16 protein-coding genes are annotated in these 26,039 nt (G+C 62.7%); 8 read left to right on the forward strand and 8 right to left on the reverse strand.

Translation table 11 applies throughout. From position 1 onward, the window contains the following. Positions 1-154: 154 nt before the first annotated feature. Positions 155-961 carry a cytochrome C assembly family protein gene (locus ABEA02_RS01035; RefSeq protein ID WP_345530957.1) on the reverse strand — a complete coding sequence of 269 codons (807 nt, stop codon included), beginning with the start codon at positions 959-961 and terminating at the stop codon, positions 155-157. A gap of 79 nt (positions 962-1,040) precedes the next feature. On the opposite strand from ABEA02_RS01035, the gene ffh reads away from it, so the two are divergent. Genes ffh through ABEA02_RS01050 form a run of 3 tightly spaced genes read left to right on the forward strand, consistent with a single transcriptional unit; the run spans position 1,041 to position 4,520 of the window. Further along, entirely contained in the window at positions 1,041-2,411 is a 1,371-nt protein-coding gene (gene ffh, locus ABEA02_RS01040) for a signal recognition particle protein (protein WP_345530958.1), read from the forward strand. A 22-nt stretch (positions 2,412-2,433) separates the two neighbouring features. Next, positions 2,434-3,693, forward strand: a complete 1,260-nt coding sequence (locus ABEA02_RS01045) for a putative Na+/H+ antiporter (protein WP_345530959.1) — start codon at positions 2,434-2,436, stop codon at positions 3,691-3,693. After that, entirely contained in the window at positions 3,690-4,520 is an 831-nt protein-coding gene (locus ABEA02_RS01050; RefSeq protein WP_345530960.1) for a ferritin-like domain-containing protein, read from the forward strand. The genes ABEA02_RS01045 and ABEA02_RS01050 overlap by 4 nt, the downstream gene beginning before the upstream one ends. Positions 4,521-4,571: 51 nt before the next feature. Here ABEA02_RS01050 and ABEA02_RS01055 read toward each other — a convergent pair whose 3' ends face one another. Further along, a complete protein-coding gene (locus tag ABEA02_RS01055) occupies positions 4,572-5,213 on the reverse strand; it encodes a c-type cytochrome (RefSeq protein WP_345530961.1) in 642 nt (213 codons plus the stop codon). Positions 5,214-5,502: 289 nt separating this feature from the next. On the opposite strand from ABEA02_RS01055, the gene yihA reads away from it, so the two are divergent. The 3 genes from yihA to ABEA02_RS01070 all read left to right on the forward strand — a co-directional run bounded on the left by yihA (position 5,503) and on the right by ABEA02_RS01070 (position 8,256). Next, positions 5,503-6,147, forward strand: coding sequence for a ribosome biogenesis GTP-binding protein YihA/YsxC (gene yihA, locus ABEA02_RS01060; protein WP_345530962.1), 645 nt, complete (start codon positions 5,503-5,505; stop codon positions 6,145-6,147). Positions 6,148-6,496: 349 nt separating this feature from the next. Next, positions 6,497-7,519 (forward strand): porphobilinogen synthase, encoded by a 1,023-nt coding sequence (hemB, locus tag ABEA02_RS01065; protein ID WP_345530963.1) that lies wholly within the window; start codon positions 6,497-6,499, stop codon positions 7,517-7,519. Positions 7,520-7,674: 155 nt separating this feature from the next. Beyond that, a complete protein-coding gene (locus tag ABEA02_RS01070) occupies positions 7,675-8,256 on the forward strand; it encodes a hypothetical protein (RefSeq protein WP_345530964.1) in 582 nt (193 codons plus the stop codon). A 9-nt stretch (positions 8,257-8,265) separates the two neighbouring features. Here the strand turns inward: ABEA02_RS01070 and ABEA02_RS01075 are convergent, their stop codons facing one another. From ABEA02_RS01075 to bioB, 4 genes are all read right to left on the reverse strand, one after another. Next, positions 8,266-8,949: a pyrimidine 5'-nucleotidase gene (locus ABEA02_RS01075; RefSeq protein WP_345530965.1), complete on the reverse strand. Its 684-nt coding sequence runs from the start codon at positions 8,947-8,949 to the stop codon at positions 8,266-8,268. Continuing rightward, positions 8,946-9,848 carry a methyltransferase domain-containing protein gene (locus ABEA02_RS01080; RefSeq protein WP_345530966.1) on the reverse strand — a complete coding sequence of 301 codons (903 nt, stop codon included), beginning with the start codon at positions 9,846-9,848 and terminating at the stop codon, positions 8,946-8,948. The genes ABEA02_RS01075 and ABEA02_RS01080 overlap by 4 nt, the downstream gene beginning before the upstream one ends. After that, positions 9,845-11,110, reverse strand: a complete 1,266-nt coding sequence (locus ABEA02_RS01085; RefSeq protein ID WP_345530967.1) for a citrate transporter — start codon at positions 11,108-11,110, stop codon at positions 9,845-9,847. The genes ABEA02_RS01080 and ABEA02_RS01085 overlap by 4 nt, the downstream gene beginning before the upstream one ends. Positions 11,111-11,255: 145 nt before the next feature. Beyond that, on the reverse strand, positions 11,256-12,275 hold the full coding sequence (bioB, locus tag ABEA02_RS01090) for a biotin synthase BioB (protein WP_345530968.1): 1,020 nt from the start codon (positions 12,273-12,275) through the stop codon (positions 11,256-11,258). An 82-nt stretch (positions 12,276-12,357) separates the two neighbouring features. Between bioB and ABEA02_RS01095 the strand changes: the two genes are divergently transcribed. Both ABEA02_RS01095 and ABEA02_RS01100 read left to right on the forward strand, forming a co-directional pair. Beyond that, positions 12,358-13,065 carry a double zinc ribbon domain-containing protein gene (locus ABEA02_RS01095; protein ID WP_345530969.1) on the forward strand — a complete coding sequence of 236 codons (708 nt, stop codon included), beginning with the start codon at positions 12,358-12,360 and terminating at the stop codon, positions 13,063-13,065. Between the two features lie 60 nt (positions 13,066-13,125). Next, the gene (locus tag ABEA02_RS01100) at positions 13,126-13,602 is read left to right on the forward strand and encodes a tRNA (cytidine(34)-2'-O)-methyltransferase (protein WP_345530970.1); all 477 of its coding nucleotides are present in this window, start codon (positions 13,126-13,128) and stop codon (positions 13,600-13,602) included. 3 nt (positions 13,603-13,605) lie between these two features. Here ABEA02_RS01100 and ABEA02_RS01105 read toward each other — a convergent pair whose 3' ends face one another. Both ABEA02_RS01105 and ABEA02_RS01110 read right to left on the reverse strand, forming a co-directional pair. Continuing rightward, on the reverse strand, positions 13,606-15,270 hold the full coding sequence (locus ABEA02_RS01105; protein WP_345530971.1) for a sensor domain-containing diguanylate cyclase: 1,665 nt from the start codon (positions 15,268-15,270) through the stop codon (positions 13,606-13,608). Between the two features lies 1 nt (position 15,271). Then, entirely contained in the window at positions 15,272-25,990 is a 10,719-nt protein-coding gene (locus tag ABEA02_RS01110) for a putative Ig domain-containing protein (RefSeq protein WP_345530972.1), read from the reverse strand. Positions 25,991-26,039: the final 49 nt, after the last annotated feature.

A 26,039-nucleotide genomic window follows, 5' to 3' on the forward strand; every position in this document is an offset into this window, starting at 1 on the left:
CCGCTGCGGCGAGATCGGCGGTTTCCCTTGCCCTGCCTCGCTTTGCGGCAAATGAGCGGTTATCGGGGCATGCCGTTCCCGGTTTGTAGCATGTCGCTGGCTGAACCGCCGCACTCCCTGTGTTTTCGGCCCACGCACTGACAGGTTGAGTGCGTCAGCGCTTGAACAGCACTTCCAGGACGAAATGCGTGCCTGCGTAGGCGAGCAACAGGAACGTGAAGCCGGCCCCGGTCCAGCGTTGTGCCACGCGGCCGCGCCATCCACGCAGATGACGCCCTGCGAGCAGGACGCCGAAAACCAGCCATGACGCTGCTGTGAAACCCAGTTTGTATTTGACCGTCAGAGGACGGGTCGTCGGGAGATCGGGGAGCAGCAAACCGGACGCCAGCGTCAAGCTGAGGAAGACGAAAGCGACCGCAATCAGGCGGAACAGCAGGTTTTCTACAGTCAGCAGGGGCGGTAGCCGATCAAGGTCGCCGTCGAGCTGCGCATGATGCAGGCGCCGTTCGGTGACGGCCAGCATCACGGCATGCAGCGCGGCGAGCGCGAACAGGCTGTAGGCCAGCATGGCTACCACCAGATGCAGGCGCAGTCCCCAGCCCGGCGTTGTGATCTGTACGTCGCCGGGCAAGGCCAGCGGCAGGAGGCAGCATACGCTGGCTACAGGCAGCGCCAGCAACAGCAGGCTATCCAGGCGCGTCACGAAACTCTCGGCGAAGTACAGCACGAGAGCCAGCCATAGCGTCAGCGACAGCGCCGGGGCGAGGCCAAAGCGCAGGGTTGCCCCATCCAGCATGTCGTAGCCGAGCACGAAGCCGTGTGTGAGCAGGCCGGCCGCCAGGAGGATGCGTGAGGCGGCTGCCGTGCTGGTGGCATCAATCCGTTTGGGCGCGCGCCATACCACAAGGGCCAGCAGTGCGTAGGCAGAGGCGGGAACCAGATGCAGTAGAATGGCGTCCATCCCGCGAGTGTAGCGCGGCACGCCTCCTGCGTGCCGGCAGCGCGATCCCGCCTGCTTGTTTCTTCGAGTCGTACATCCCATGCTTGATAACCTGACCAACCGGCTCGCCAAAGTCGTCAAGACCCTGCGCGGCCAGGCCCGCCTGACGGAAGACAACATCAGCGAGATGCTGCGCGAAGTGCGCATGGCCTTGCTGGAGGCCGACGTGGCGCTACCTGTCGTCAAGGAGTTCACGACGCGGGTCCGCGAGAAGGCGGTCGGTCAGGAAGTCGTTGGGTCTCTGACGCCGGGGCAGGCGCTGGTGGGCGTTGTGCATCAGGAGCTCACTGCCATCATGGGGGGCAGCCAGTCAGCACTGAGTTTTGCGACGCAGCCACCGGCCATCATCCTCATGGCGGGTCTGCAGGGCGCGGGTAAAACGACCACAGTCGGCAAGCTCGCCAAGTTCCTGCGTGAGAAGCACAAGAAGAAAGTGCTGACCGTATCTTGCGACGTCTATCGTCCGGCCGCCATCGCGCAGTTGCAGACGGTGACCCAGCAGGCTGGTGCCGAGTTCTTCCCTTCTGAGGCGACGCAGAAACCGCTCGATATTGCTGCCGCTGCCATTGATCATGCCAGGCGCCATTACTTCGATGTGCTGTTGGTGGACACTGCCGGCCGCTTGACTGTTGACGAGGCGATGATGGCTGAGATCAAGGCGCTGCACGCTGCGATTACGCCGATCGAGACCCTGTTCGTGGTCGACGCCATGCTGGGTCAGGATGCCGTAAACACCGCGCGGGCCTTCAACGAAGCCTTGCCGCTCACGGGCATCGTGTTGACCAAGCTCGACGGTGATTCGCGCGGTGGTGCGGCGCTGTCTGTGCGTCATGTGACGGGCAAGCCGATCAAGTTCACCGGGGTGGGCGAGAAGCTCACCGGGCTCGACGAATTCCACCCGGAGCGAATGGCCAGCCGCATTCTCGGCATGGGCGACATCCTGTCGCTGGTCGAAGAAGCGCGCAATATGGTCGACGAGGAGAAGGCGAAGGAGTTCGCCGACAAGCTCAAGAAGGGCAAGGGCTTTGACCTCAATGACTTCAAGGAGCAGATGAGCCAGATGCGCAAGATGGGCGGCATCTCGTCCCTGCTCGACAAGATGCCGGCGCAGTTTTCGCAAGCCGCGTCGCAGATCCAGGGCGATGCAGCAGAGAAATCCATGCGACGTGTCGAAGGCATCATCAACTCCATGACGCCGGCCGAGCGTGCCAACCCCGAACTCATCAAGGCCAGTCGCAAGCGCCGCATCGCGACTGGTGCGGGGGTTCAGGTGCAAGAGGTCAATCGCCTGCTCAATCAGTTCGAACAGATGCAGAAAATGATGAAGCAGTTTTCCAAGGGCGGCATGGGCAAACTCATGCGCGGCATGGGGGCCATGCGTGGCATGAAGGGCATGTTCCCGGGTATGTAAGGCCCGCTTCTGGAGATTTTGCATGACCCAGCCGATTGAGTTGATTGCCACGGCGCTCTTTGCGCTGGCCATCCTGCACACCTTCCTCACCAGTCAGTTCGAGCGCCTCGCGCATCGCGATTCGGCCCACAGCGGGCTGTGGCATTTCTTCGGCGAAGTCGAAGTGGTGTTTGGCATATGGGCTGGTCTGCTGCTGCTGAGCATGGGGGCGTTGCAAGGTGGCGATGCCGCCGTGAATTACCTCGAAGGTCTCAACTTTACCGAGCCGATGTTCGTGTTCGCGATCATGGTGATCGCGGCTTCACGGCCCATTCTTGATCTCTGTGCGGCCGCCGTGCGCCTGTTTGCGCGCATCCTTCCCGTCCACGAGAACCTCGGCATCTTCTTTGCGCTGATGGGCTTGGTGCCGTTGCTGGGCTCGCTCATCACCGAGCCAGCCGCCATGACGCTTGCCGCGCTCATGCTGCGGGACCGTTTCTACAAGAGTGGAATTCCGGATCGTCTGGCCTATGCCACGTTGGGTGTGCTGTTCGTCAATATCTCGATTGGCGGCACGATGACCAGTTTCGCAGCACCGCCTGTGTTGATGGTTGCCGGGGCCTGGCAATGGGATAGCAGTTTCATGTTCAATACATTTGGCTGGAAAGCCGCGCTGGCTGTCCTCGTGAACGCACTGGCACTCACCGTCTGGTTCCGCAAGGCGCTGACTCTGACCGTGCCGGTGGCTGGCGCAAGTGATGACGCGCGGCGCGTGCCATGGCTATTGACCTTGCTGCATCTGCTCATGCTTGCAGGGGTTGTGTTCTACGCGCATCACCCCGTCGTTTTCATGGCAATTTTCCTGTTGTTCCTTGGGTTGGCAGATGCCTATGCGCAGTTTCATCAGCGCATCATCCTGCGCGAGGGATTGCTGGTCGCATTCTTCCTGGCGGGCCTCGTCGTGTTGGGCGCTCTGCAGCGCTGGTGGCTGCAACCCGTGTTGTCTGACATGCCGGACGCCGCGCTGTTTTTTGGTGCGCTAGGCCTGACTGCGGTGACCGACAACGCTGCGCTGACCTATCTCGGCTCGCTGGTCGAAGGTGTGAGCGACGGCTTCAAGTACGCGCTCGTCGCGGGTGCCGTGACGGGGGGCGGTCTGACCGTGATCGCCAATGCCCCCAATCCGGCGGCGTTCGCGATCCTCAAGGAGCACTTCCGCGACAAGACGATCAGTCCGGTCGGTCTGTTCCTGGCAGCGCTGCTGCCCACGCTCGTGGCGACGCTGGCCTTTCTGTTGCTGTGAAGGCAGAGCTTGAGCAGGCGGCGCTGCAGGCCTTGCTGCAGACCGATCCGGCCGAGAAATGCCGGCTGACGTGCCAACTGGAGACGGACTGGCATGCTGCCGGGCTGACGCGCACGGGTAAGCTGCCCTTAACCGGGTTGCCGATCGCCGGGCGACCCGAAAAACCCGAACTTGTGGCACCCGATGCCGTGCCACGGCGCAGCGTGCACACCCCCCATGGCCACGCGGCCTTGATTCACGCTGTGGCGCACATCGAATTCAATGCGATCAACCTGGCGCTGGATTGCGTCTTGCGCTTTTCGGCGCGCGGTGATGCTTTCGTGACCCAATGGTTGTCCGTGGCTGCGGAGGAGGCGCATCACTTCGGTCTGCTCAGCGAGCGCCTGTCCGGATTGGGCCATGCCTATGGGGACTTTCCGGCCCACAATGGCTTGTGGGAAATGGCGGTTAAGACGCACGACGATTTTCTGGCGCGCATGGCACTGGTGCCGCGCTTGCTCGAGGCGCGCGGGCTGGACGCTACGCCCCTTATCCAGGCGCGTCTGCGCGAGATCCGCGACGAGCTTACGTTGGACATCCTCGACATCATCCTGCGCGACGAGATCGGCCATGTCGCCATTGGTGACCAATGGTTCCGCGCTGAGTGCGCGGCACGCGGCCTGCAGGCTGAGGACGAGTACGCCCGCCTGGTCGAAGTCTTCGATGCGCCAGTGCCCCGTCCGCCGCTCAACGTTGCAGCGCGCTTGCAAGCGGGCTTCAGTCCGGGCGAGCTGGCGCGTTTCGAAGCCCATCACAGCAGATTGGCGCAGCGCAAAACGGCGCGCTGAAAAACAAAGAGCCGCTTGCGCGGCTCCCTCGAACATGCGTGAGAAGGGATCTCAGCGCAGGCCGGCAGCGTAGTCGGAAACCGCTTTGATTTCGGCTTCCGTCATGCGCAGGGCGATGGTGCGCATCATGCCGTTGGGGTCGTTGGCGCGTACGCTATCGCGGAAGGACTTCAGCTGTGCCTCAGTGTAGGCGGCGTGCTGACCTGACAGGCGCGGGTATTGGGCAGGGATGCCGGCGCCAGCCGGGCCGTGACAGCCGGCACAGGCAGCGATGCCTCGCGAAGCATCACCGGCACGCCAGATTTTCTGGCCGAGCTCCAGCGACTCTTTCTTGCCGGCAGCCACTGCGGGCTTGAGCTTCTGTTGTGAGAAATAAGCGGCCAGTGCCTTGATGTCGTCCGCTGACAGCGGAGCCGCCATGCCACCCATGACAGGGTTGGCGCGTTCGGCAGGCTTGCCATTGATGGACTTGAAGTTGTTCAGCTGCTTGATGAGGTAATCAGGGTGCTGCCCTGCGAGGCTGGGGTTCACCGGGATGACACTGTTGCCATCGGCGCCGTGGCAGGCACCGCAAGTGGTTTCAGCCGTCTGCTTGGCTTTGGCCGGGTCCAGCGGGGCCTTGGTGGTCTCAGCCAGAGAGACTTGGCTGAACAGCAAACCGGCTGCAACCAGGGTCAGGGAACGCTTGATCATTTTTACCTCAGGAACTTTGGGCGGGTCGGACGCAAATCGGGTCAATTCGAATCGTTTTCTGGCGGGGTCCAGCGGGCAAACCCGTTACACCAAGCCACCCCCGAGGGGGTCAAGAGAATCTCGGGAAAGTCTGACGTTTTCCTGCCGGGAACCAGTGCTTCAAGTGAGCCTCCTGATCCTGGCCGTTCCCCCGGGGTGCCATGAAATTTCTGCGGGCCCCGGCGATTTCTTGAGAGAATCGCGCAATTCTAACGCACTGCCGCAGATCGCGGCACCCTCCCGCTCCGCAATGCCAGCAGCCTCCGTCTTCCGCCACGCCCATTTCGAGATCTCGATTGCCCGCCCCCAGGATCTGCCGCCCCCTGACGCGGCCGAGATCGCCTTTGCCGGACGTTCAAACGCCGGCAAATCGAGTGCCATCAATACCCTCGTTGGTCACACGCGTCTGGCCTTCGTGTCGAAGACCCCTGGGCGTACCCAGCTGATCAACATCTTCCGCATGCGCGACGGGGCCGCCCTGGTCGATTTGCCGGGTTACGGCTATGCCGAGGTGCCGGAGACTGTCCGCAAGCAGTGGGTACGCTTGCTGGAGAGTTATCTGACGAAACGGAAAAGCCTGATCGGGCTAATCCTGATCATGGATTCGCGCCACCCCCTGACGCCGCTGGACCAGCAGATGCTGGGCTGGTTTGCACCCAGTGGCCGGCCCATCCACGTGTTGCTCACCAAGAGTGACAAGCTGACGCGTTCAGCTGGAGCCCAGGTATTGGCTGCTGTGAAGCGCCAGCTGCCCGAATGGGAGGTAATGCCGGGGCAGATCACCGTCCAGCTCTTTTCCAGCCTCAAGAAGAGCGGCATCGAAGAGGCCGAGTCGGTTGTCGCGGGATGGCTGGCGCCGCCGCAGGGCTCGTCGGAGCCTGAGGCATTGGAATAGCTGCTGCTGGAGCAAGTGGAGCGAGCGGACAGCTGGCAAGGCGGCTCGCACAGCAGTACTGGCGTACTGCGAGCAAGCCAACGCCGCCAGATGTTCACGCTGCCCGCTTGATGCGGCGGCAGAAAATAAAAACCCCCGGCGTTGGCCGGGGGCAAAACAACCTGGAAGGCCCGGGGGAGCACAGCCAGGCGCCCGCTCAGGGAGGTGAAGCGGGAGACGACGCTGCGGGGGGCGGCGCCATCTGTTTGCATAGAGCGCTGGGCTTGAGGAAAAGTTCCGGCGGCAATTTGTAAAAAATCATGTGTGGCCAGCGCCTGTTGCGTGGGCCGCCGTTTCAGGATCTTTCACCATGAGTGCTACGTCCCGCTTCGTGTCCAGCCATTTTCCCGATACCCGCATGCGCCGCATGCGCCGTGATGATTTCTCGCGCCGCCTGATGCAGGAGCATCGTTTGTCAGCGGACGACCTCATTCTTCCGGTCTTCGTGCTCGACGGCAGCGGTCGCGAAGAGGCTGTAGCGTCCATGCCGGGGGTGAGCCGGCGCAGCATCGACGGCACACTGAAGATTGCCGAGCGTGCGCTGGCCCTGGGCATTCCCGCGCTGGCCTTGTTTCCAGTGATCGACACAAGCCTCAAGACGGCGGATGCGGCCGAGGCCTGGAACCCTGAGGGCTTGGTGCCGCGCACGGTGCAGGCGCTCAAGTCGCACTTCCCTGAGCTTGGTGTCATCACCGACGTGGCGCTCGATCCCTACACCAGTCATGGTCAGGACGGCCTTATTGACGACACGGGCTACGTGCTCAACGACGAGACCCTTGCTGCACTGGAAAAGCAGGCGCTGTGTCATGCCGCCGCAGGTGCTGATGTAGTCGCACCCAGCGACATGATGGATGGCCGCGTGGGCCGTCTGCGTGCGGCGCTGGAGTCTGGTGGGCACATCCACACGCGCATCCTGGCTTACTCCGCCAAGTACGCATCAGCGTTCTATGGTCCCTTCCGCGATGCAGTGGGGTCCGCCGGCAATCTGGGCAAGGGCAACAAGAAGAGCTATCAGATGGATCCTGCCAATAGCGATGAGGCCGTGCGCGAAGTGGCGCTCGACATCGCCGAAGGCGCTGACATGGTAATGGTCAAACCGGGAATGCCTTATCTCGACATAGTGCGCCGTGTGAAAAGCGAACTCGCTGTGCCGACGTTTGTCTACCAGGTGAGTGGTGAGTACGCCATGCTGAAGGCTGCTGCAGCCAATGGCTGGCTGGACGAACGTGCCTGCGTGCTGGAGTCCCTGCTGGCCTTCAAGCGCGCAGGTGCTGACGGCGTGCTCAGCTACTTTGCTTTGGAAGCTGCGCAGTGGCTGGTGGAGGGAAAGTAGTCTTTCTGTGTTGCATTTGGCATGGCAGCTGCTGCGTTGCCGCAGCTGCGACGCAACATCGAAAGTGCTCAACTCTGCGCCGATCCTGCCGTTTTCCGGATTAGCCGGATCGCATTTCTGGCCTCGCGGTGGCGATCCGGCAGCGAGGAGTCATCATGGATCGTGCGTCACGCTATCGCGCGTTTGTTGTCTCTCTGCTTGCTGGACTTGCCGGTTGCCTGAGCGGCTGCATCAGCATCCTGCCCTCGTCGGAAAGTGCCACGAAATCGGCGTGGCCAAACTTCGCCGAGGTCAAGCAAGCCTATGACCGCCTGGAGCCACAGGTCGCAACAGTTGACGACCTGAAGCGTGAGAAATTCCATCCTGGAGTGAACCCGCAGGTATCGACCTTGCCGCAGACAGAAGTCCTGCGTCGCTTCTACATCTCCAATATGCCTTCGGAATTCATAGACAAGGGTGTCTACGCCTGTCTGGCTGCGCATGGCCGGTGTGAGGTCTATGAAATCGAGATCCGGCAGATGAACAGGCAGCGCGTGGGCAATCCGGCGCTTGATGTGACAACCTTCAAGCGGGATACCGAGATCCGCGGCTGGCGCTTTACCGCTCTGTTCCTCGTGCACGATGGCGTGCTGGTCTACAAGACCTGGGGCGGCCAGGCCGAAGTGGCAGAACGTGAGAACGTAACCAATCCGCTGGGGCCGGTGCAGACCATCACACCGCAGCTCTTCGGGCTGTGAGCGGATGACTCAGACGATGGGCTGCGTACGTCGGTACATGATGCGGCGGCCCAGTTCGAGAACGCTGCGCAGCTTGATGTCGACGTAGGGTGGTTTGCCGCCGCCATGCTTGCCGTGACGTGTGATCCATACGGTTTGCATGCCCAGCTTCTTGGCGCTGGCAAGGTTGGCACAATCGTCTTCGACGAGAATGCAGCGAGATGCCGGTACCCGCAGATGTGACAATACTTTGCGGAAAGCCCGTGCTTGCGGTTTGGGGCGCAGGCCCAGTTGCTCGATGCCGAAGACTTGATCGAAGCAGAGCAGCACGCCCATTTCTTCAAGCACGGCAAGTACGTAGGCGAGCGGGCCGTTGGAAACCACAACCTTGCGGCCTGGCAAGCGCCGCAGCATGCCGCGTAACTCATTCTCGAAGACCAGCATGGCCGGTAGGTTGGCGAACTGGTGAGTGTGGTGAAGGAAGTGATGCGGGTCTGTGTTGTGGTGACGCATCAGCCCCAGGAGCGTTGCGCCATAGCGGTGCCAGTAGCTGACGCGCAGGTGTTCGGCTTCAGCAGGTTCGATGTCAAGGTGTTCGACGATGTAGCGCGTCATCGCCACATTGATGTGCGGAAAGATGTGCGCGCTGGTGTTGTGCAGCGTATTGTCGAGATCGAATAGCCAGACCGGGTTGGTGCTGCCCGCGGTGCTCATTTGTCACGCTTCCTGAACTGGATCACGGCGCGGCCATCATCCGTAGTCTTCGGCGCAGCTTTCCAGGCGTGGCCGTAAACGATCTCGAAAGTGGCCGGCAGACGGCCGTCGCGGCGCAACTGTTCGTAACGGTCGCGCGCGGCTTGCCACCCTTGCCTGCCGCTGAGTCCGCGCGGGCGCTGTGTCGATGCGTTGCTGGCGCCTGCCTGACGCAGGTCGCGCAGCAGGCCGTCAAGATCCTGGTACGTCAAGGTGAGCGTTTCCATGTCCATCACCGGTTCCGCAAAGCCCGCTTTGACCAGCGCATCGCCCAGATCGTGCATGTCGATAAAGCGGTGCACACGTTCGCCATGTCCGGCGGGCAGTGCCTCGCGCAGCTCGCGCAGCGTGTCTGGCCCCAGGGTGGAGAACATCAGCATGCCGTCGACTTCGAGCACACGGTGCATCTCGCGCAGCGCAGGCAGCGGGTCGTGCAGCCAGTTGAGCATCAGGTTGCTCCACACCATCTGCATGCTGGACCGTCTGACCGGCAATTGCTCTGCGTCAGCGCAAATACTTTGTGGTCCAGCGCCGCTCCCCAGCATGCGTTGCAACCAGCCCGAGCGCGCCGGGCGAGGCAACAGGGCCTGGCACAGGTCGATGCCGGTGAGGCTGGCGTTGGGGTAGCGCCCGGCCAGCAGGGCGAAATCCGCCCCTGTACCGCAGCCGATGTCGAGGATGCGTGCCGGCTGGTTGCGTATCAGGGCCAGACGCTCTGCCATGCGGCCGGCTACCTCACGACTCAGGAAATGCGGATCGCTGGCCGGTTTGTCGCGCCCCGCCAGCGCTGCAGCGGCATGGGCCCGCGCATGGCGGCGGACGGCTTGACGGTCTAGCGTGAAGTCCCGGTCTGTGCTCACTGCGAGGGTTTGCTGAGCGTCTGTTCCGCCAGTGCAGGCTCGGCCTTGTGTGGCGCATGCGGTTGCCAGCCCAGCGTGAACAGCATGACGAAGAATCCGATCACGTAGGCCAGTGCGATGTGCCAGCCGTGACGCAGCCAGAGGGCGACCGAGCGGGCCTCTGGGAACTGGTTGGACAGCGCGACACCGGCCGAAGAGCCGAACCACAGCATTGAGCCGCCGAAGCCGACCGCGTACGCAAGCATGCCCCAGTCATAGCCGCCCTGCTTGATGGCCAGGGCAGTAAGGGGAATGTTGTCAAATACCGCCGAGACGAAGCCCATGCCCAGCGCGGTCTGCCAGGAGGCGAGGGGCAGGCGCTCAACCGGCATCAACGATGCAATGAGCACCAGCGAGAGCAGGAAGATCGAGCCCTTCAAGGTTTCGGGCAGGAGTTCCCAGTCGTGACGGCGCAGCGGGATTGCCAGCAGCAGCACTATCCACACGGCAGCGCCCAGCCAGGGAAAGGCGTTGGAGTATTCGTTGAAGCGCAGGTTGACGGTGATGTTGGTGAGCATGGCGCCGATCAGGATGGCGGCGACGATGCCGACGCGCATCCAGTCGACGCGTGTGTGCGCATGGGCATTCTTGAGGATGGGGCTGAAGGCCTGCTGCTGGCGCGCGGCGATGACGCCGAATACGCACAGTGCGGTGCCAGCCGCGACGTAGCCATGTACGACGTCAAGCGGCGAGATACCCGCCAGCCATATCATGGTCGTCGTCGTGTCGCCGACTACCGAGCCCGCTCCGCCTGCATTGGACGCGCCGACAATGGCAGCGAGATAGCCGATGTGCACGCGTGCGCGGAACAGCTGGTGGGCCATGGCGCCACCGATCAGCGCCGCCGCAATGTTGTCGAGGAACGCAGAGATGACGAACACCATGACCAGCAGCACGAAGCCGCCTTTCCAGTCGTCCGGCAGGTAGTTGGGCAGGACAACGGGCACGTGGCTCTTTTCGAAGTGGCGAGCTAGCAGTGCGAAGCCGGTCAGCAGGCCCAGCAGGTTGGTCAGCGTGACCCACTCGTGACCAAGATGGCTGAGGAACCCGCCAATTCCCGGGCCGTGTGCAAAGCCGGTGAAGAGCAGCTTGTAGCCAACCACGCAGACCAGACCGGTCAGCGCGACACGCAGCGCATTGCCGTGGGAGAGTGCAATGCCGAGCAGGGTGCCGGCGAAGAGGAAGAATTCGAGCGGGATACCGGCAAGTTCGATGGGCGTCATGATTCAGTTTTGTAAAAAGCGCCTGATGGAGCGTGAGGGATCCCGGCTGGGCCGCAATCCGACAATTACGACAGTGATCCACTCCGCAAGCGCGTTAAAGAGCGGGTCGGAGGCTTTTCAGCAAGTCCCGGGCCGCCCTGCATCCTTATACCGAACGGATGCCCAGCTTCTCCAGAAGCGCTGCGTCGCCTTCCACATCGGGGTTGCCCGTGGTCAGCAGTTTGTCGCCGTAGAAGATGGAGTTCGCACCCGCGAGGAAACACATGGATTGAGCCTCGTCAGACATCTCGCGACGACCTGCCGAGAGGCGCACGTAGCTGGTCGGCATGCTGATGCGCGCCGCAGCGATGGTGCGGATGAATTCGAAGATGTCGATCGCAGGGGTGTCAGCCAGTGGCGTGCCTTCGACGCGCACCAGGTTGTTGATGGGCACGGATTCGGGCGGCGGTTCCATACTGGCCAGTTGTGAGATCAGTGCGGCCCGTGCGCGTCTGGACTCGCCCATGCCGATGATGCCACCCGAGCAGACGTGGATGCCAGCGTCGCGCACCTTGTCGATGGTGTCGTAGCGGTCCGCCTGAGAGTGCGTGCTGATGATGCTGTCGTACATCTCGGCGGCGGTGTCGAGATTGTGGTTGTAGTAGTCCAGACCGGCGTCGGCCAGCTTCTGCGCCTGACCTTCACGCAGCATGCCCAGTGTCACGCAGGTTTCGAGGCCCAGTGCCTTCACCTGTTTGACCATCTCGATGACGGGTTCGAGATCCCGGTCCTTGGGGCCACGCCAGGCGGCGCCCATGCAGAAGCGTGAGGCGCCGTTTTCCTTGGCGATGCGAGCCTTGTCGACGACTTCTGCGACGGCCATCAGCTCTTCGGATTCGAGGCCGGTCTGGTAACGTTTGGCTTGCGAACAGTAGCCGCAGTCTTCCGAGCAGCCACCGGTCTTGATCGACAGCAAGGTCGAGCGCTGCACGGCGTTGGGGTCGAAATTTTCGCGATGCACCTGCTGGGCGCGGAACATCAGATCGTTGAACGGCAGCTCGAACAGGGCCATCACGGCATCCGTGCTCCACTCACCGGCTGCCTCCTTCCGGGTGTTGAGATGCAGCCGGACGGGTTGGGCGGTCTGGGCGGGCGTGGCAGCGGTCTTGGTCGAGCAGGAGGTCATGTGTTCGAAATGCCTGAAATGAAAAGAAAAAATTGCCGCTCAGCGGGCGGCAACCGCGAATGATCCCGGAAAGCCAAAAGCCTTGTCAAACCGCTTGGTCAAATATGGTCGTACCCTGATGACTGCCGTGTGGCCGCACGAATGCTTCGTTTGTGCGGCCAGGACGCGACATGGCGTGCTGTGCGCCGCTTGTGACGGGGATCTGCCGCAGGTGGGAGCGGCTTGCCCCGTGTGCGCCAATCCTTCTCCGGGTGGGCAGCGCTGCGGCAGTTGCCTCAAGCGCGTGCCGCAGTTCGATGCATCGCGGGCGCTGTTCGAATATCGCCATCCAGTGCGCGAGATGGTGCTGGCACTCAAACACGGGCAGGGCTTTGCGCTGGCCAACTGGTTCTGTGAAAAGGCCCTCCCGCTGGATGATCTGCAGCCCGATCTGGTGGTGGCCATGCCCTTGCACCCCAGGCGTCTGGCCGAACGAGGCTTCAATCCAATCATGCTGGTGGCGCGCGAGTTGAGCCGACGCAAGGGCTGGCGGCTGGACATGCAGGGCGTGGTGCGCGACAGCGACACCCCGCATCAGGCCGGTCAGGGCCTGAAACAGAGGCTTCGCAACGTGCGCGGGGCGTTCCGCTGTACAACGCGGCTGGACGGCATGCACGTCTTGCTGATGGACGATGTGATGACCAGCGGCGCAACGCTCAACGAGCTGGCCCGTACCGTCAAGATTGCCGGTGCTGCGAAGGTCACCAACCTCGTGCTGGCGAGGGCCGTCATGTCAATGCACGGACGCTGACTGGCCTGGCCGAGTGGCGTAGCATTCGGCACCCGCGCCTACCTGCGACGCCCTTGCGCCATGTTCCACATCATTCTGTTCCAGCCCGAGATTCCGCCCAATACCGGCAACATCATGCGCCTGTGTGCCAACACAGGCACCCGTTTGCATCTGGTCAAGCCACTTGGGTTCGAACTGAGCGACAAGAACCTGACACGCGCGGGCATGGACTACCGCGAGCGCATGGTATTTACCGAGTACGACAGCTGGGAGGACTGCTGTGCGGCTTTGCCCGGACAGCGCCTGTTCATGCTCACCACGCATGCCAGCGTGCCGCACGTGCAGCCGGCCTATCAACCGGGTGATGTCTTCGTGTTCGGTCCTGAGTCGCGTGGCCTGCCGGTCGCATTGCGTGAAAGCGTGCCGCCGGAGCAGCGTTTGCGCATTCCCATGCTGCCGGAGAGTCGTAGTCTCAACCTGGGTAACAGTGCGGCAGTGATGATTTACGAAGCCTGGCGGCAGCACGGCTTCGCGGGGGCCGCGGGGTCTGGCGCATGATGGCTAGTGACCCGTTTCGGTCTGTGCTTCGAGGCGGGCAACTCCCTTCTGCAAGTGGGCTTTGAGCGCAACCTGACGTTCGCTGGGTTGTCCCGGGGTACGTTGCTCGTCTGTCGCAGCAGCTTTCTCGGCCTCTTCCAGACCGGCCAGTTCCGGCCTGAATACGGCGCACTGGTTACGCCCGTTGTGCTTGGAATAGTACAGCGCCTGGTCAGCCTGTTCGATGAGCTGCGCGGGGGACTCGGGTGCCAGGCTAAGGCCCGAGACACCAAAGCTCGCTGTGATGAAAGGGCGGCCTTCCAGTTGCAGTGTGAAGCCAACCTCGGCTTCAACGGTTTCACGCACGCGCTCGGCAAACTGCAGGGCTTCGTCGACGCTGGTGTTGGGCAAGGCGATACAGAACTCCTCGCCACCGTAGCGGCAGACCACGTCGTTGTCGCCAACAGAGCGCAGGATGATGGACGCAAACTTCTGGATCACCTTGTCGCCGACCGGGTGGCCGTAGACGTCGTTGATGGACTTGAATTTGTCGATGTCGCACATCACGAACGACAGCGGCATCATGCGCTGCTGGCTGCCCGTGAAGTGTTGTTCGAGGATGGGGAAGAAGGCGCGGCGGTTGAGCGCGCCAGTCATCGGGTCGGAGCTGGCCAGGCGTTGCAGTTCGAGGTTGCGCACCTGCAGCTCTTCGCGCGAGTGGGTCAGCTCGGTCATCAGCAGCACCAGTTGGCGGTTGGCTTCGTCGAGCTCGGTCACGTCGGTGAAGGACACCATGCAGCCACGCACCATGTCGCGAGCATCCACGACGGGCGAGCAGTTGCAGATGAGGTGACGGATACCTTCATCAGTGTGTGCTTTGAAGGCCTGATCTTTGACCGGCGCCTTGTCACGCATGCACGTCTGCCAAGGCTGGATCGCGTTGTCTTCCTCGCCAGCCAGCTCCAGCCAGCTGAAGCTCTCTGGCAACTTGCCGATCAGCACCGGATTACGCTCCGAGAGAAAGCGGACGAAGGTGTCGTTGGCCATCACGATGCGGCCTTCGCGATCGAGCACCAGTACGGCGTCGGACAGGGCGTCGAAAGCCATCTGCACGCGCTCTGGCACGGCGGACGAGGGGTCCAGGTGCTGGAAGGTCCGGCGCAGGTAGATGTAATACATGATGCCGGCGCTTAGGCCAAATAGCGCAACGAGGTGTACTGCGGGTGACTGCAGGATCTGCGTCCACGCCAGCCCGTCGACCGGTTTGAACACGAATTCGATCTGGCCCCAGCGTGCGCCTTTTGGCCCATTGGCCGTGCCCGGCGCAATCGGCACGATGAAGCGCGTGCGGCCGACTTCTTCACTGTTTGCCGTAGTCCAGCTGCTGAAGTGCTCGCTTGAGCTGGCGACCAGCTGGCCGCTGGAGAGGCGTATGCCGACCGAGCGCAGGTCCGGTGAGCGCTTGACGAGTTCATTGACGACCGCAGGGATATGGCGCAAATCATCCTGCATCAGCATGGTGGCCAGCTGCACGGAGACGGATTCGGCCAGCTTCTGCCGCGTCTGGTAAGTCAGCTTTTCCTGGTTCGGGAAAACGCCGAGCACCAGGTCCATGAACAGGAGCAAGGTGACAGCCAGCGACAGCAAGCCGAAGGTGACGCGCAGCGAGGGGCTGAAAAGGTTTCTCATGTCAGTGGTCGATTTCGGACATCAATCTGGAGGGCGGCAACTCCATCTTGCCCGGCGCGATGAACTTGTCGCCTTGGCCCAAGGGCAGCAAGTTGTCGCTGCGTCCCTGGCGGCGGCGATCCCGCGCCAGCACCGGTAGCGGGTCGATGGTGCGCCAGGCTGGCAAGGAGGCCATCAGCGCAGCCAGCAAGCCGGCAGAGCGGCCTGCCCACCATACGACACCCGCACCGAGCAGTGCGCCGACGGCCTTACCTGCCTGACTGGGACTCATGTCGAAGAGATGCTCGTCCGAGACCTGGTCGGCCGGGCGAATGTCGACCTGCAGCGAGATTTCTTCGAGCGAGCCGTCGTCGTTGAGCCGGCTCGTCTGCAGGAAGGGCGTGCGCAACATGTTGGCGGCTTCTGTGTTGCCGACCAGCAGGGTTTCCAGCTGCTGCGCTTCGAAAACCTGGTCCAGGTTGTCGCTGCTGGTCGTGCTGCTCGATGGTGTGCCGCTGCTACGCGTTGTGGCGTCCGGCGTGTCGGTCTGGATGACGACGAATGGCAGGTCTTCTGGTGGCTTCTTGAATTCGTCCTCAACCGTGCTGTCCCCAGGGGATGGTGTGGGTCCCGGCGCCGGTGTGGGAGGCGGCGTTGGTGTTGGGGTCGGCACGGGTGTTGGCTCAGGTTCCGGCGAGGGTGCAGGCGTCGGTGCCGGGGTAGGCGTTGGTGTGGGCGTTACAGAACCGGCACTGACCTCCACCGTGCTGGAGCCGCTGACCGTGGTGGTGCCGTCGCTGACGGTCATGCTGAGGGTCTGACTACCGATGCTGCTGCCCAGGTAGCTCAATGTGTTGAGCGAGGCATTGAGGTCGGCGATGGTGCCTGTGAGTGTCACGGCACCAGTGCCCAGCCCGCCAGCGGCGACCGCGCCGCTGGGTGTCAGGCTCAAGCTGCCCTGGGCCACGCTGAGCGTGACGGTCAGCGTGCCGCTGTCGTCGTCGGCTACGCTGGTGCCGGGCAAGCTGATCGCGCTGCCGCTGATGCCACCGGCGGAACCCGGCGCCGTTAGCACAGGGGCTTCGAGTACGTTGGTGACAGTGACGCTGATCGTCTGGCTGCTGGTGTTCGTGCCGTCCGATGCCCGGACGGCGACGATGTATACGTTGTCAGTGTTGGCGTCGCCGGGGGCTTCGAAGTTGGGGGGCGTGATGAAGCTCAGGGCGCCTGTACTGCTGTTGATCGAGAAGAGCGCTGCGTCAGCGCCGCCGATGATGCTGTAGCTGAGCGTCTCTGCCGGCAGGTCTGCATCGCTGGCAGAGACCGTGGTGACCGCGGTCGTGTTCTCGCTGACCGAGGTGCTGGTGCTGGCGCCACCGCTGATGACCGGGGTGTTGTCATTCACGGGTGTGATCGTGACATTGAAGATGGCGCTGCCGCCCGATGCGCCTGCGCTGTCCGTGAGGGTGACGATGAATGCGTCGCTGGTGCTCTCAGATCCATCGTGCGTGAAGCTGACGAGACCGGCGAGCAGGTCGGCTTGCGTAAAGCTGCCACCAATGGCTTGCGCCACACCATTCACGCTGATCTGGCCGTGGGCTGGCTGGCTGTTGAGCGTGTAGATGATCTGCGCATTGCTGTTGTCGACGTCGCTGGCGGACAGCATGCCCGTGGTGATGACGATCGATGCGCCTTCGTTAAGTGTTGTGCCCGTATTGGTATTCAGCGTCGGCGCATCGTTCACGTTGTTGACGGTCAGCGTGAACACATCGCTGGCCGTCGCGCCTTGACTGTCTGTGACGGTGACGGTGATGTTCGTCGCGCCCGCATCCCCATTGGCCGGTGTGCCGGAGAAGGTGCGCGTCGCGCTGTTGAAGCTCAGCCACGAGGGCAGGGCCGAGGTGCTCCAGATCAGCGTGTCACCCGTGTCGACGTCGCTGAAGCTGTTGGTCGGCACGGTAAAGCTGAAGGCGGTGTCTTCGGTAGCCGTCTGGTCGGCGATGGTGTTGTCCAGGGTCGGCGCATCGTTGACGTTGCTCACGGTCAGCGTGAAGACGTCGCTGGCCGCCGCACCCTGACTGTCGGTGACGGTCACGGTGATGTTCGTCGCACCCACATTCCCATTGGCCGGCGTGCCGGAGAAGGTGCGTGTCGCACTGTTGAAGCTCAGCCACGAGGGCAGGGCCGAGGTGCTCCAGGTCAGCGTGTCACCGGCATCCACATCGTTGAAGCTATTGGCCGGCACGGTGAAGTTGAAGGCAGTGTCCTCCACAGCGGACTGATCCGCGATGGCGTTGTCCAGCGTCGGTGCGTCGTTCACGTTGTTGACCGTGAGCGTGAAGACGTCGCTGGCCGTCGCGCCCTGGCTGTCTGTGACGGTAACCGTAATCGAAGTTGTGCCCACATCCCCATTGGCCGGCGTGCCGGAGAAGGTGCGCGTCGCACTGTTGAAGCTCAGCCACGAGGGCAGGGCCGAGGTGCTCCAGATCAGCGTGTCACCCGTGTCGACGTCGCTGAAGCTGTTGGCCGGCACGGTGAAGCTGAAGGCGGTGTCTTCGGTCGCGGTCTGGTCGGCGATGGTGTTGTCCAGGGTCGGCGCATCGTTGGTATTGGCAACCGTAATGCTGAAGCTCTGCGTCACGAAGGCCGTGCCATCGAAGACGCGCAACACCACGCTGTGCGAACCCACATCCGCATTGCTCGGGGTGCCGGTCAGCGTGGCTGTGCCATCGCCGTTATCCGTCAGGCTCAACCACGAAGGCAGGGTGGTCGCCGTAATGGCCAGCGTGTCACCGACGTCCACATCGTTGGTCGTAATGTTGTAGGTGTAGGCCGTGCTCTCGGCGACGTTGGTGACGGGCGTGCTCGTGAAGACGGGCGCATCGTTCACGTTGTTGACGGTCAGCGTGAACACATCGCTGGCCGTCGCGCCTTGACTGTCGGTGACGGTGACGGTGATGTTCGTCGCGCCCACATCCCCATTGGCCGGTGTACCGGAGAAGGTGCGCGTCGCGCTGTTGAAGCTCAGCCACGAGGGCAGGGCCGAGGTGCTCCAGGTCAGGGTGTCACCCGTGTCGACGTCGCTGAAGCTGTTGGCCGGCACGGTGAAGCTGAAGGCGGTGTCTTCGGTCGCCGTCTGGTCGGCGATGGTGTTGTCCAGCGTCGGCGCATCGTTGACGTTGCTCACGGTCAGCGTGAAGACGTCGCTGGCCGTCGCACCCTGACTGTCGGTGACGGTCACGGTGATGTTCGTCGCACCCACATCCCCATTGGCCGGCGTGCCGGAGAAGGTGCGCGTCGCGCTGTTGAAGCTCAGCCACGAGGGCAGGGCCGAGGTGCTCCAGGTCAGGGTGTCACTGGCATCCACATCGCTGAAGCTGTTGGCCGGCACGGTGAAGTTGAAGGCCGTGTCCTCCACGGCGGACTGATCCGCGATGGCGTTGTCCAGCGTCGGTGCGTCGTTCACGTTATTGACCGTGAGCGTGAAGACGTCGCTGGCCGTCGCGCCCTGGCTGTCTGTGACGGTTACCGTAATCGAAGTTGTGCCCACATCCCCATTGGCCGGCGTGCCGGAGAAGGTGCGCGTCGCACTGTTGAAGCTCAGCCACGAGGGCAGGGCCGAGGTGCTCCAGATCAGCGTGTCACCCGTGTCGACGTCGCTGAAGCTGTTGGCCGGCACGGTGAAGCTGAAGGCGGCGTCTTCGGTCGCTGTCTGATCGGCGATGGTGTTGTCCAGCGTCGGTGCGTCGTTCACGTTGTTGACGGTGAGCGTGAACACATCGCTGGCCGCCGCACCCTGACTGTCGGTGACGGTCACGGTGATGTTCGTCGCACCCACATTCCCATTGGCCGGCGTGCCGGAGAAGGTGCGTGTCGCACTGTTGAAGCTCAGCCACGAGGGCAGGGCGGAGGTGCTCCAGGTCAGCGTGTCACCGGCATCCACATCGCTGAAGCTGTTGGCCGGAACGGTAAAGCTGAAGGCGCTGTCTTCGTTGGCGGTCTGGTCAGCGATGGTGTTGTCCAGCGTCGGTGCGTCGTTCACGTTGTTGACCGTGAGCGTGAAGACGTCGCTGGCCGTCGCGCCCTGGCTGTCTGTGACGGTTACCGTAATCGAAGTTGTGCCCACATCCCCATTGGCCGGCGTGCCGGAGAAGGTGCGTGTCGCGCTGTTGAAGCTCAGCCACGAGGGCAGGGCCGAGGTGCTCCAGGTCAGCGTGTCACCCGTGTCGACGTCGCTGAAGCTGTTGGCCGGCACGGTGAAGCTGAAGGCGGTGTCTTCGGTCGCCGTCTGGTCGGCGATGGTGTTGTCCAGCGTCGGCGCATTGTTCACGCTGACCACGTTGATGTTGACGGTATCCGTATCACTCTGCGGACCGCCGCTGCCGGTATTGCCCTGATCGTTGGAGGTCAGGCTCAGGATCGCGCTGCCGTGGAAGTGCGAGTCCGGCGTGAAGCTGAGGCCGTTGAGGGCATTGTTGACGTCAGCCAGTACGCCGGTGAAGACCATGCTCGCATCGCCGCTGCCGTCCCCCGTGCTGAATGTGAGGCCGGTGAGTGAGGCCAGTGTGAGGGTGCCGTTCGTGACGGAAAGGGTGACCTCCAGTTCGCCGCTGCCGAGGTCTACGCTGGTCACGGCAATCAGGTTGCCATTTCCTGACGAGAACACCAGGGGCGTGTCCTCATCGGTGCTCTGCGCACCGGGCACGGTGTTGATCGGTGCGTCATTGACTGCCGTGATGCTGATCGTGGCGCTGTCCGAGCCCGTCAGGCTGCCGTCGTTGGCGACGAGGCTGAGCGTATCGCTGGCGGGCGGTGTATCGCTGTTGATGATGTAGCTCAACGTGCTGCCGCCATTGCCGGCAAGCAGGTTGTTGATTTGCGCAACAGTGCCTGTCAGGGTCAGCGTGTTGCTTCCGGATCCCGATACGCTCACTCCGGTGCTGCCGGCTGTGGCGTTGAGCGTGCCACTGGTAACCGACAAGGTCGCAGTGACGGAACCGCTGGCGTCGGCGTCCGAGATCGACAGACCGGTCCCCGCCAGCGTGAGGCTGACCTGTTCGGTGGCGTTGTAGCTGGCGGGCGTGATGGTGGCCGTCGGTGCGTCATTGACAGCGCTGATGTTGATCGTTACCGACTCGGAGTCGGTGAGGTTGCCGCCACCCGTGTTGCCGTTGTCATTGACAGCGAGCGTCAGCGTATCGCTGGCGGGCGGCGTATCGCTATTGATGACGTAGCCGATGCTGCTGGCGCCGGAGCCGGCCAGCAGGTTGTTGATCTGGGCCAGGGTGCCGCTAAGGGTGACCGAGTTGCTGCCCGAGCCGGACACGCCGACGCCGGTGGTGCCCGCTGCAACCGTCAGCGTACCGCTGGTGACCGACAGTGTGGCCGTGATGCTGCCGGAGGCGGCATCGACATCGGCGATCGACAGGCCGGTGCCCGCCAGCGCCAGAGTGACCTGCTCGGTTGCGGAGTAGGAGGGCTGCGAGATGGTGACGACCGGCGCATCGTTGGCCGCGTTGACGGTGATCGCGACAGTGTCTGCATCACTCAGCGTGCCACCCGATCCGGTGTTGCCCTGGTCGCGGGTGGCGATGCTGAGCGTATCCGGGCCGTTGTAGTTGGCAGTCGGTGTGTAGCTGAGGCCAGCCAGCGCGGCATTGATGTTGGCGATGGTTCCGGTGAAGGTCATCGTGGCATCGGCAGCGCCGTCCCCGGTCGAGAACGACAGGCCTGTGGTGCCTGACAGGGTCAGCGTGCCGTTGCCGACGCTCAGCGTGACCTCCATGGCACCCGAGGCCGCATCGACGTCAGCAATCGATATCAGGTTGCCATTGCCCGAGGAGAACACCAGTGCCGTGTCCTCGTTGGTGCTCTGGGCGCCGGGTACGCTGTTGATCGGTGCGTCGTTCACGGCGGCGATGTTGATCGTGACGGACTCCGAGTCCGTCAGGGCACCGCCGCTGCCCGTGTTGCCGCCGTCGTTCACAGCCAGGGTCAGCGTGTCGGTGGTCGGCGGTGTATTGCTGTTGATGACGTAGCTGATGCTCGCCGAGCCAGAGCCGGCGAGCAGGTTGTTGATCTGCGTGAGGGTGCCGGTAAGGGTGACGGTATTGCTGCCCGAGCCGGATACACCGGCGCCCGTGGAGCCTGCCGAAACCGTCAGCGTGCCACTGCTGACCGACAGGGTCGCCGTGATGCTGCTGGAGGCCGCATCGGTATCGCTGATCGACAGGCCCGTGCCCTCAAGGGAAAGCGATACCTGTTCAGTGGCGGAGTAGGCAGGTTGCGCGATGGTGACGACCGGCGCGTCATTGACGGCGGTGATGTTGATGGTGGCGCTGTCCGAGGCGGTCTGGTTTCCGCCGGAACCGGAGTTGCCGCCGTCATCGACGTTGAGGGTCAGCGTGTCGCTCGCAGGCGGCATGTTGCTGTTGATGATGTAGCTCAGCGTGCTGCCACCGTTGCCGGCGAGCAGGTTGTTGATCTGTGTTTGCGTGCCCGTGATTGTCAGCGTGTTGCTGCCAGAGCCGGAGACATTGGCGCCTGTGCCGCCAGCTGTGGCAGTCAAGGTGCCGCTGATGACGCTCAGCGTGGCGGTTATCGTGTTGCTGCCCGCATCGCTGTCGCTGAGCGACATGCTGCCGGCGAGGTCGAGGCTGACCTGCTCCGTGGCGTTGTAGGTGGCTGGAGTGATGGTGGCGGTTGGGGCGTCATTGACGGCATTGATCGTGATGCTCACCGAGTCGGAGTCGGTAAGGTTACCGCCGGAGCCGGTATTGCCCTGATCGTCGACATCGATGCTCAGGGTATCGCTGCCGTTGTAGTTGGCTGTGGGTGCGTAGCTGAGCCCGTTCAGTGCCGCGTTGATGGCTGTGCGCGTGCCGGAGAAAACCATGCTCGCATCGGCAGTACCGTCGCCACTGACAAAGTTCAGCCCCGTGGTGCCAGACAGCGTCAGCGTGCCGTTCGTGACACTCAGTGTGACCTGCAGGTCGCTGGAGGCCGAGTCGACATCGGTAATCGAGATGAGGTTGCCGTTGCCGGACGAGAACACCAGCGCGGTGTCTTCATTGGTGCTTTGGGCACCTGGCACATTGTTGATCGGCGCGTCATTGACGGCGGTGACGTTGAGCGTGAAGGTGTCGGGCGTTGTGTCGAAGCCACCGAAGTTGTCCTGCACGCTGTAGGTGAAGGTTGCGTAGGGCGTGCCGTTGCCATCGGTTGCTGGCGTGAAGACCAGCAAGCCCCCCGCAATGTCGCTGGCCGAGATGACGTCACCAGCCGTGATGCTGGCGCCATTGAGTGTCAGCGTGCCGGCCGTGGGCAGGCTGTCGATGCGTACGCCGCCGAAGGACTGGCCCGGATCGACATCGGCGAATCCGAAATCGATCGCGGCAAAGACATAGGTGCTGTCTTCAGTAAGCGTGGCATGTCCATCCGTCGAGGAGGCCGAATCATCCGCCCCCGTTGGTGGTGTGTTGGCGGCGACGTTGATGGTCAGCGTGGCTTCGCTGTAAAGACCCCCAGCGTCCGTGATGCGATAGATGATGGTCTGCGTGCCGGTCTCAACACCCGGATCGAAATGGATGGAGCCATCCCCGTTCACCGATGCACTGGCGGTTGCGCCGAGGCCCGTGGTGTCGACAATGGTGACGGTCAGGCTGCTGACGCTGTTGTCCGGGTCGGTGTCGTTGGCCTTGACGGTGACGTTGATCGCGATGCCGGGGCTGGTCGAAGCAGTGTCGTTATTGGCCACCGGCGCGTCATTGACTGCGGCAACGCTGATGTTGCGTGTGTTGCTGCCCGTCGTTGATCCGTCATTGACCGTGAAGGTGACGGTGCGTGTGCTGGTACTCGGGTTGTCGGAAGTGTTCTGGTAAGTGATCGAACGCAGTGCGGTCTGGTAGTTGGCGACAGTGGTCGTACCGCTCAAGGTCAGCACGCCCGTGCTCGCATTCCAGGAGCCTGTGATGCCCAGCTGGTTGCTGAAGGCCAGCACGTCCTGGCTGCCGGCGTAGTTGCTGCTGATGCTGACGGTGGCGCCGGTGAGGTTGGTGGTATCTGCATCGCTGACGGTCAGTGCCGCGTCGACCGCAGTGGCCGAGCCGTTTTCGGTATAGGTCAGCGTGCTGCCTGTGGTGGTGACGACGGGTGCGTCATTCACTGCGGCGACACTGATGTTGCGCGTGGCCGTATTGCTGTTGGCGCTGCCGTCATTGATGAGGAAGGACACCGTGCGCGTGCTGGTGCTGGGGTTGTCCGAGGTGTTCTGGTAGGTGACCGAACGCAGCGCGGTCTGATAGTTGGCCAGCGATGCACTGCCGCTGAGCGTGAGCGTGCCGGTGCCGGAGTTCCACGAACCGGTGATGCCGTTCTGGTTTGTGAAGGCCAGCACGTCCTGACCGCTCGCATAGTTGCCCGAGATCTGGATGGTGGCGCTGTTGAGTGTGCTGCTGTCTATGTCGCTGACCGTCAGGCCAGTGTCGATGGCCGTGGCAGCGGCATTTTCCGTATAGGCCAGCGTGCTCGAGGTGGTGCTCAATACGGGCGCGTCGTTGATCGGATTGACGGTGATCGCAACCGTGTCCGAGTCGCTCTTGGCACCGCCGGAGCCGGTGTTGCCCTGGTCGCTGGTGACAATGCTGAGCGTGTCCGACCCGTTGTAGTTGGCGGTGGGTGCATAACTCAGGCCGGCCAGCGCGGCATTGATGTTGGCGACTGTGCCGGTGAAGGTCATCGTGGCGTCACCCGTGCCATCGCCGCTGGAGAACGACAGGCCCGTGGTGCCGGACAGTGTCAGCGTCCCGTTGGAGACGCCAAGCGTGACCTGCATTGATCCTGCTGTGGCATCGACATCAGAGATCGAGATGAGGTTGCCGTTGCCGGACGAGAACACCAGAGCCGTGTCTTCGTTGGTACTTTGTGCGGCGGGGACCGAGTTCACCGGCGCATCGTTGACGGCGTTGACTGTGATGTTGATGGTGTCCGAGTCCGTGGCGCCATCACTGTCGGTGGACAGCACGGTCAGGGTGTCGCTGCCGTTGTAGTTGAGCACTCCCTGGTAGATCAGGCTGGCCAGGGTGGCGTTGATATCGGCTTGCACACCAGAAATGGTCAGGTTGTCCGTGCCATTGCTCCCTGAGGAGATGCTCGCGGCGCCGGATAGCGTGACGTTGAGCGTACCGTGCAGCACGCTGAGGTTGACGCTGATGAGGTTGGCGTCGGCGTCATTGACCGAGATGGTCGAGATGGCGAGCGGTGTGTCTTCGTTGACTGTCTGCGCACCCGGCACAGAATTCACGGGCGAATCATTGACCGGATTGACGGTGATGGCGACGGTGTCTGAATCGCTCTTGGCGCCACCGGATCCGGTGTTGCCCTGGTCGCTGGTGACGATGCTGAGTGTGTCGGAGCCGTTGTAGTTGGCTGTGGGCGAATAGCTCAACCCCGCCAGTGCGGTGTTGATGTTGGCGACGGTGCCGGTGAAGGTCATCGTGGTGTCGCCCGTGCCGTCACCGCTGGAGAAGGACAGGCCGCTGATACCGGACAGTGTGAGCGTGCCGTGTGAAACGCTGAGGGTGACCTGCATCGAGCCGGATGCGGCATCGACGTCTGAAATCGAGATGAGGTTGCTGTTGCCGGACGAGAATACCAGGGCTGTGTCTTCGTTTGTGCTCTGTGCGGCGGGGACTGAGTTCACCGGAGCGTCGTTGACGGCATTGACGGTGATGGCGACGGTGTCGGAGTCGCTCTTGGCGCCGCCCGATCCGGTGTTGCCCTGGTCGCTGGTGACGATGCTGAGTGTATCGGAGCCGTTGTAGTTCGAGGTTGGCGTGTAGCTGAGGCCCGCCAGCGCGGTATTGATGTTGGCGACGGTGCCGGTAAAGGTCATCGTGGTGTCGCCCGTGCCGTCACCGGTTGAGAATGACAGGCCGCTGGTGCCGGATAGCGTGAGCGTGCCGTTCGAGACGCTCAGCGTGACCTGCATCGAGCCCGAGGCAGCGTCGGCATCCGAGATCGAAATCAGGTTGCCGTTGCCCGACGAGAACACCAGGGGCGTGTCTTCATTGGTGCTTTGCGCGGCAGGCACCGAGTTGACGGGCGCATCATTGACGGCGCTGATCGTGATGGCGATGTTGTCCGAGTCGGTTTGGGTTCCGCCTGAGCCGGTATTGCCCTGGTCGCTGGTAACGATGCTCAGCGTGTCGGAGCCGGTGTAATTGGATGTCGGTGCGTAGACAAGGCCAGCCAGTGCGGCGTTGATATTGGTGACCGTGCCGGTGAAGGTCATGGTCGCATCGCTCGTGCCGTCGCCAGCGGAGAATGACAGGCCCGTGATGCCTGACAATGTCAGCGTACCGTTCGAGACAGTGAGGGTGACCTGCATCGAGCTGGACGCAGCATCGGCATCCGAGATCGAGATCAGGTTGCCGTTGCCGGACGAGAAGATCAGCGACGTGTCTTCGTTGGTGCTTTGCGAACCCGGTACGGAGTTGATGGGGGCATCGTTGACCGAGCTCACGCTGATGTTGCGTGTGTTACTGCCGGTTGTTGAACCATCATTGACCGTGAAGGTGACGGTGCGTGTGCTGGTACTCGGGTTGTCCGAGGTGTTCTGGTAGGTGATGGAGCGCAGCGCGGTCTGGTAGTTCGCGACGGTAGTCGTACCGCTCAGGGTCAGCACACCGGTGGTGGCGTTCCACGAACCCGTGATGCCCAGCTGGTTGGTGAAGGCCAGCACGTCCTGCGATGAGCTGTAGTTGCTGCTGATCGTGATCGTCGCGCCGGTC

It is taken from the genome of Viridibacterium curvum (assembly GCF_039544165.1).
In the GTDB taxonomy this organism is placed as follows: domain Bacteria; phylum Pseudomonadota; class Gammaproteobacteria; order Burkholderiales; family Rhodocyclaceae; genus Viridibacterium; species Viridibacterium curvum.

Bases quoted from the DNA above. Each gene is read 5' to 3' on its own strand.
- ABEA02_RS01035 (WP_345530957.1), bottom strand. From the start codon at position 961: ATGGACGCCATTCTACTGCATCTGGTTCCCGCCTCTGCCTACGCACTG.
- ffh (WP_345530958.1), top strand. From the start codon at position 1,041: ATGCTTGATAACCTGACCAACCGGCTCGCCAAAGTCGTCAAGACCCTG.
- ABEA02_RS01045 (WP_345530959.1), top strand. From the start codon at position 2,434: ATGACCCAGCCGATTGAGTTGATTGCCACGGCGCTCTTTGCGCTGGCC.
- ABEA02_RS01055 (WP_345530961.1), bottom strand. From the start codon at position 5,213: ATGATCAAGCGTTCCCTGACCCTGGTTGCAGCCGGTTTGCTGTTCAGC.
- yihA (WP_345530962.1), top strand. From the start codon at position 5,503: ATGCCAGCAGCCTCCGTCTTCCGCCACGCCCATTTCGAGATCTCGATT.
- hemB (WP_345530963.1), top strand. From the start codon at position 6,497: ATGAGTGCTACGTCCCGCTTCGTGTCCAGCCATTTTCCCGATACCCGC.
- ABEA02_RS01070 (WP_345530964.1), top strand. From the start codon at position 7,675: ATGGATCGTGCGTCACGCTATCGCGCGTTTGTTGTCTCTCTGCTTGCT.
- ABEA02_RS01075 (WP_345530965.1), bottom strand. From the start codon at position 8,949: ATGAGCACCGCGGGCAGCACCAACCCGGTCTGGCTATTCGATCTCGAC.
- ABEA02_RS01085 (WP_345530967.1), bottom strand. From the start codon at position 11,110: ATGACGCCCATCGAACTTGCCGGTATCCCGCTCGAATTCTTCCTCTTC.
- bioB (WP_345530968.1), bottom strand. From the start codon at position 12,275: ATGACCTCCTGCTCGACCAAGACCGCTGCCACGCCCGCCCAGACCGCC.
- ABEA02_RS01100 (WP_345530970.1), top strand. From the start codon at position 13,126: ATGTTCCACATCATTCTGTTCCAGCCCGAGATTCCGCCCAATACCGGC.
- ABEA02_RS01105 (WP_345530971.1), bottom strand. From the start codon at position 15,270: ATGAGAAACCTTTTCAGCCCCTCGCTGCGCGTCACCTTCGGCTTGCTG.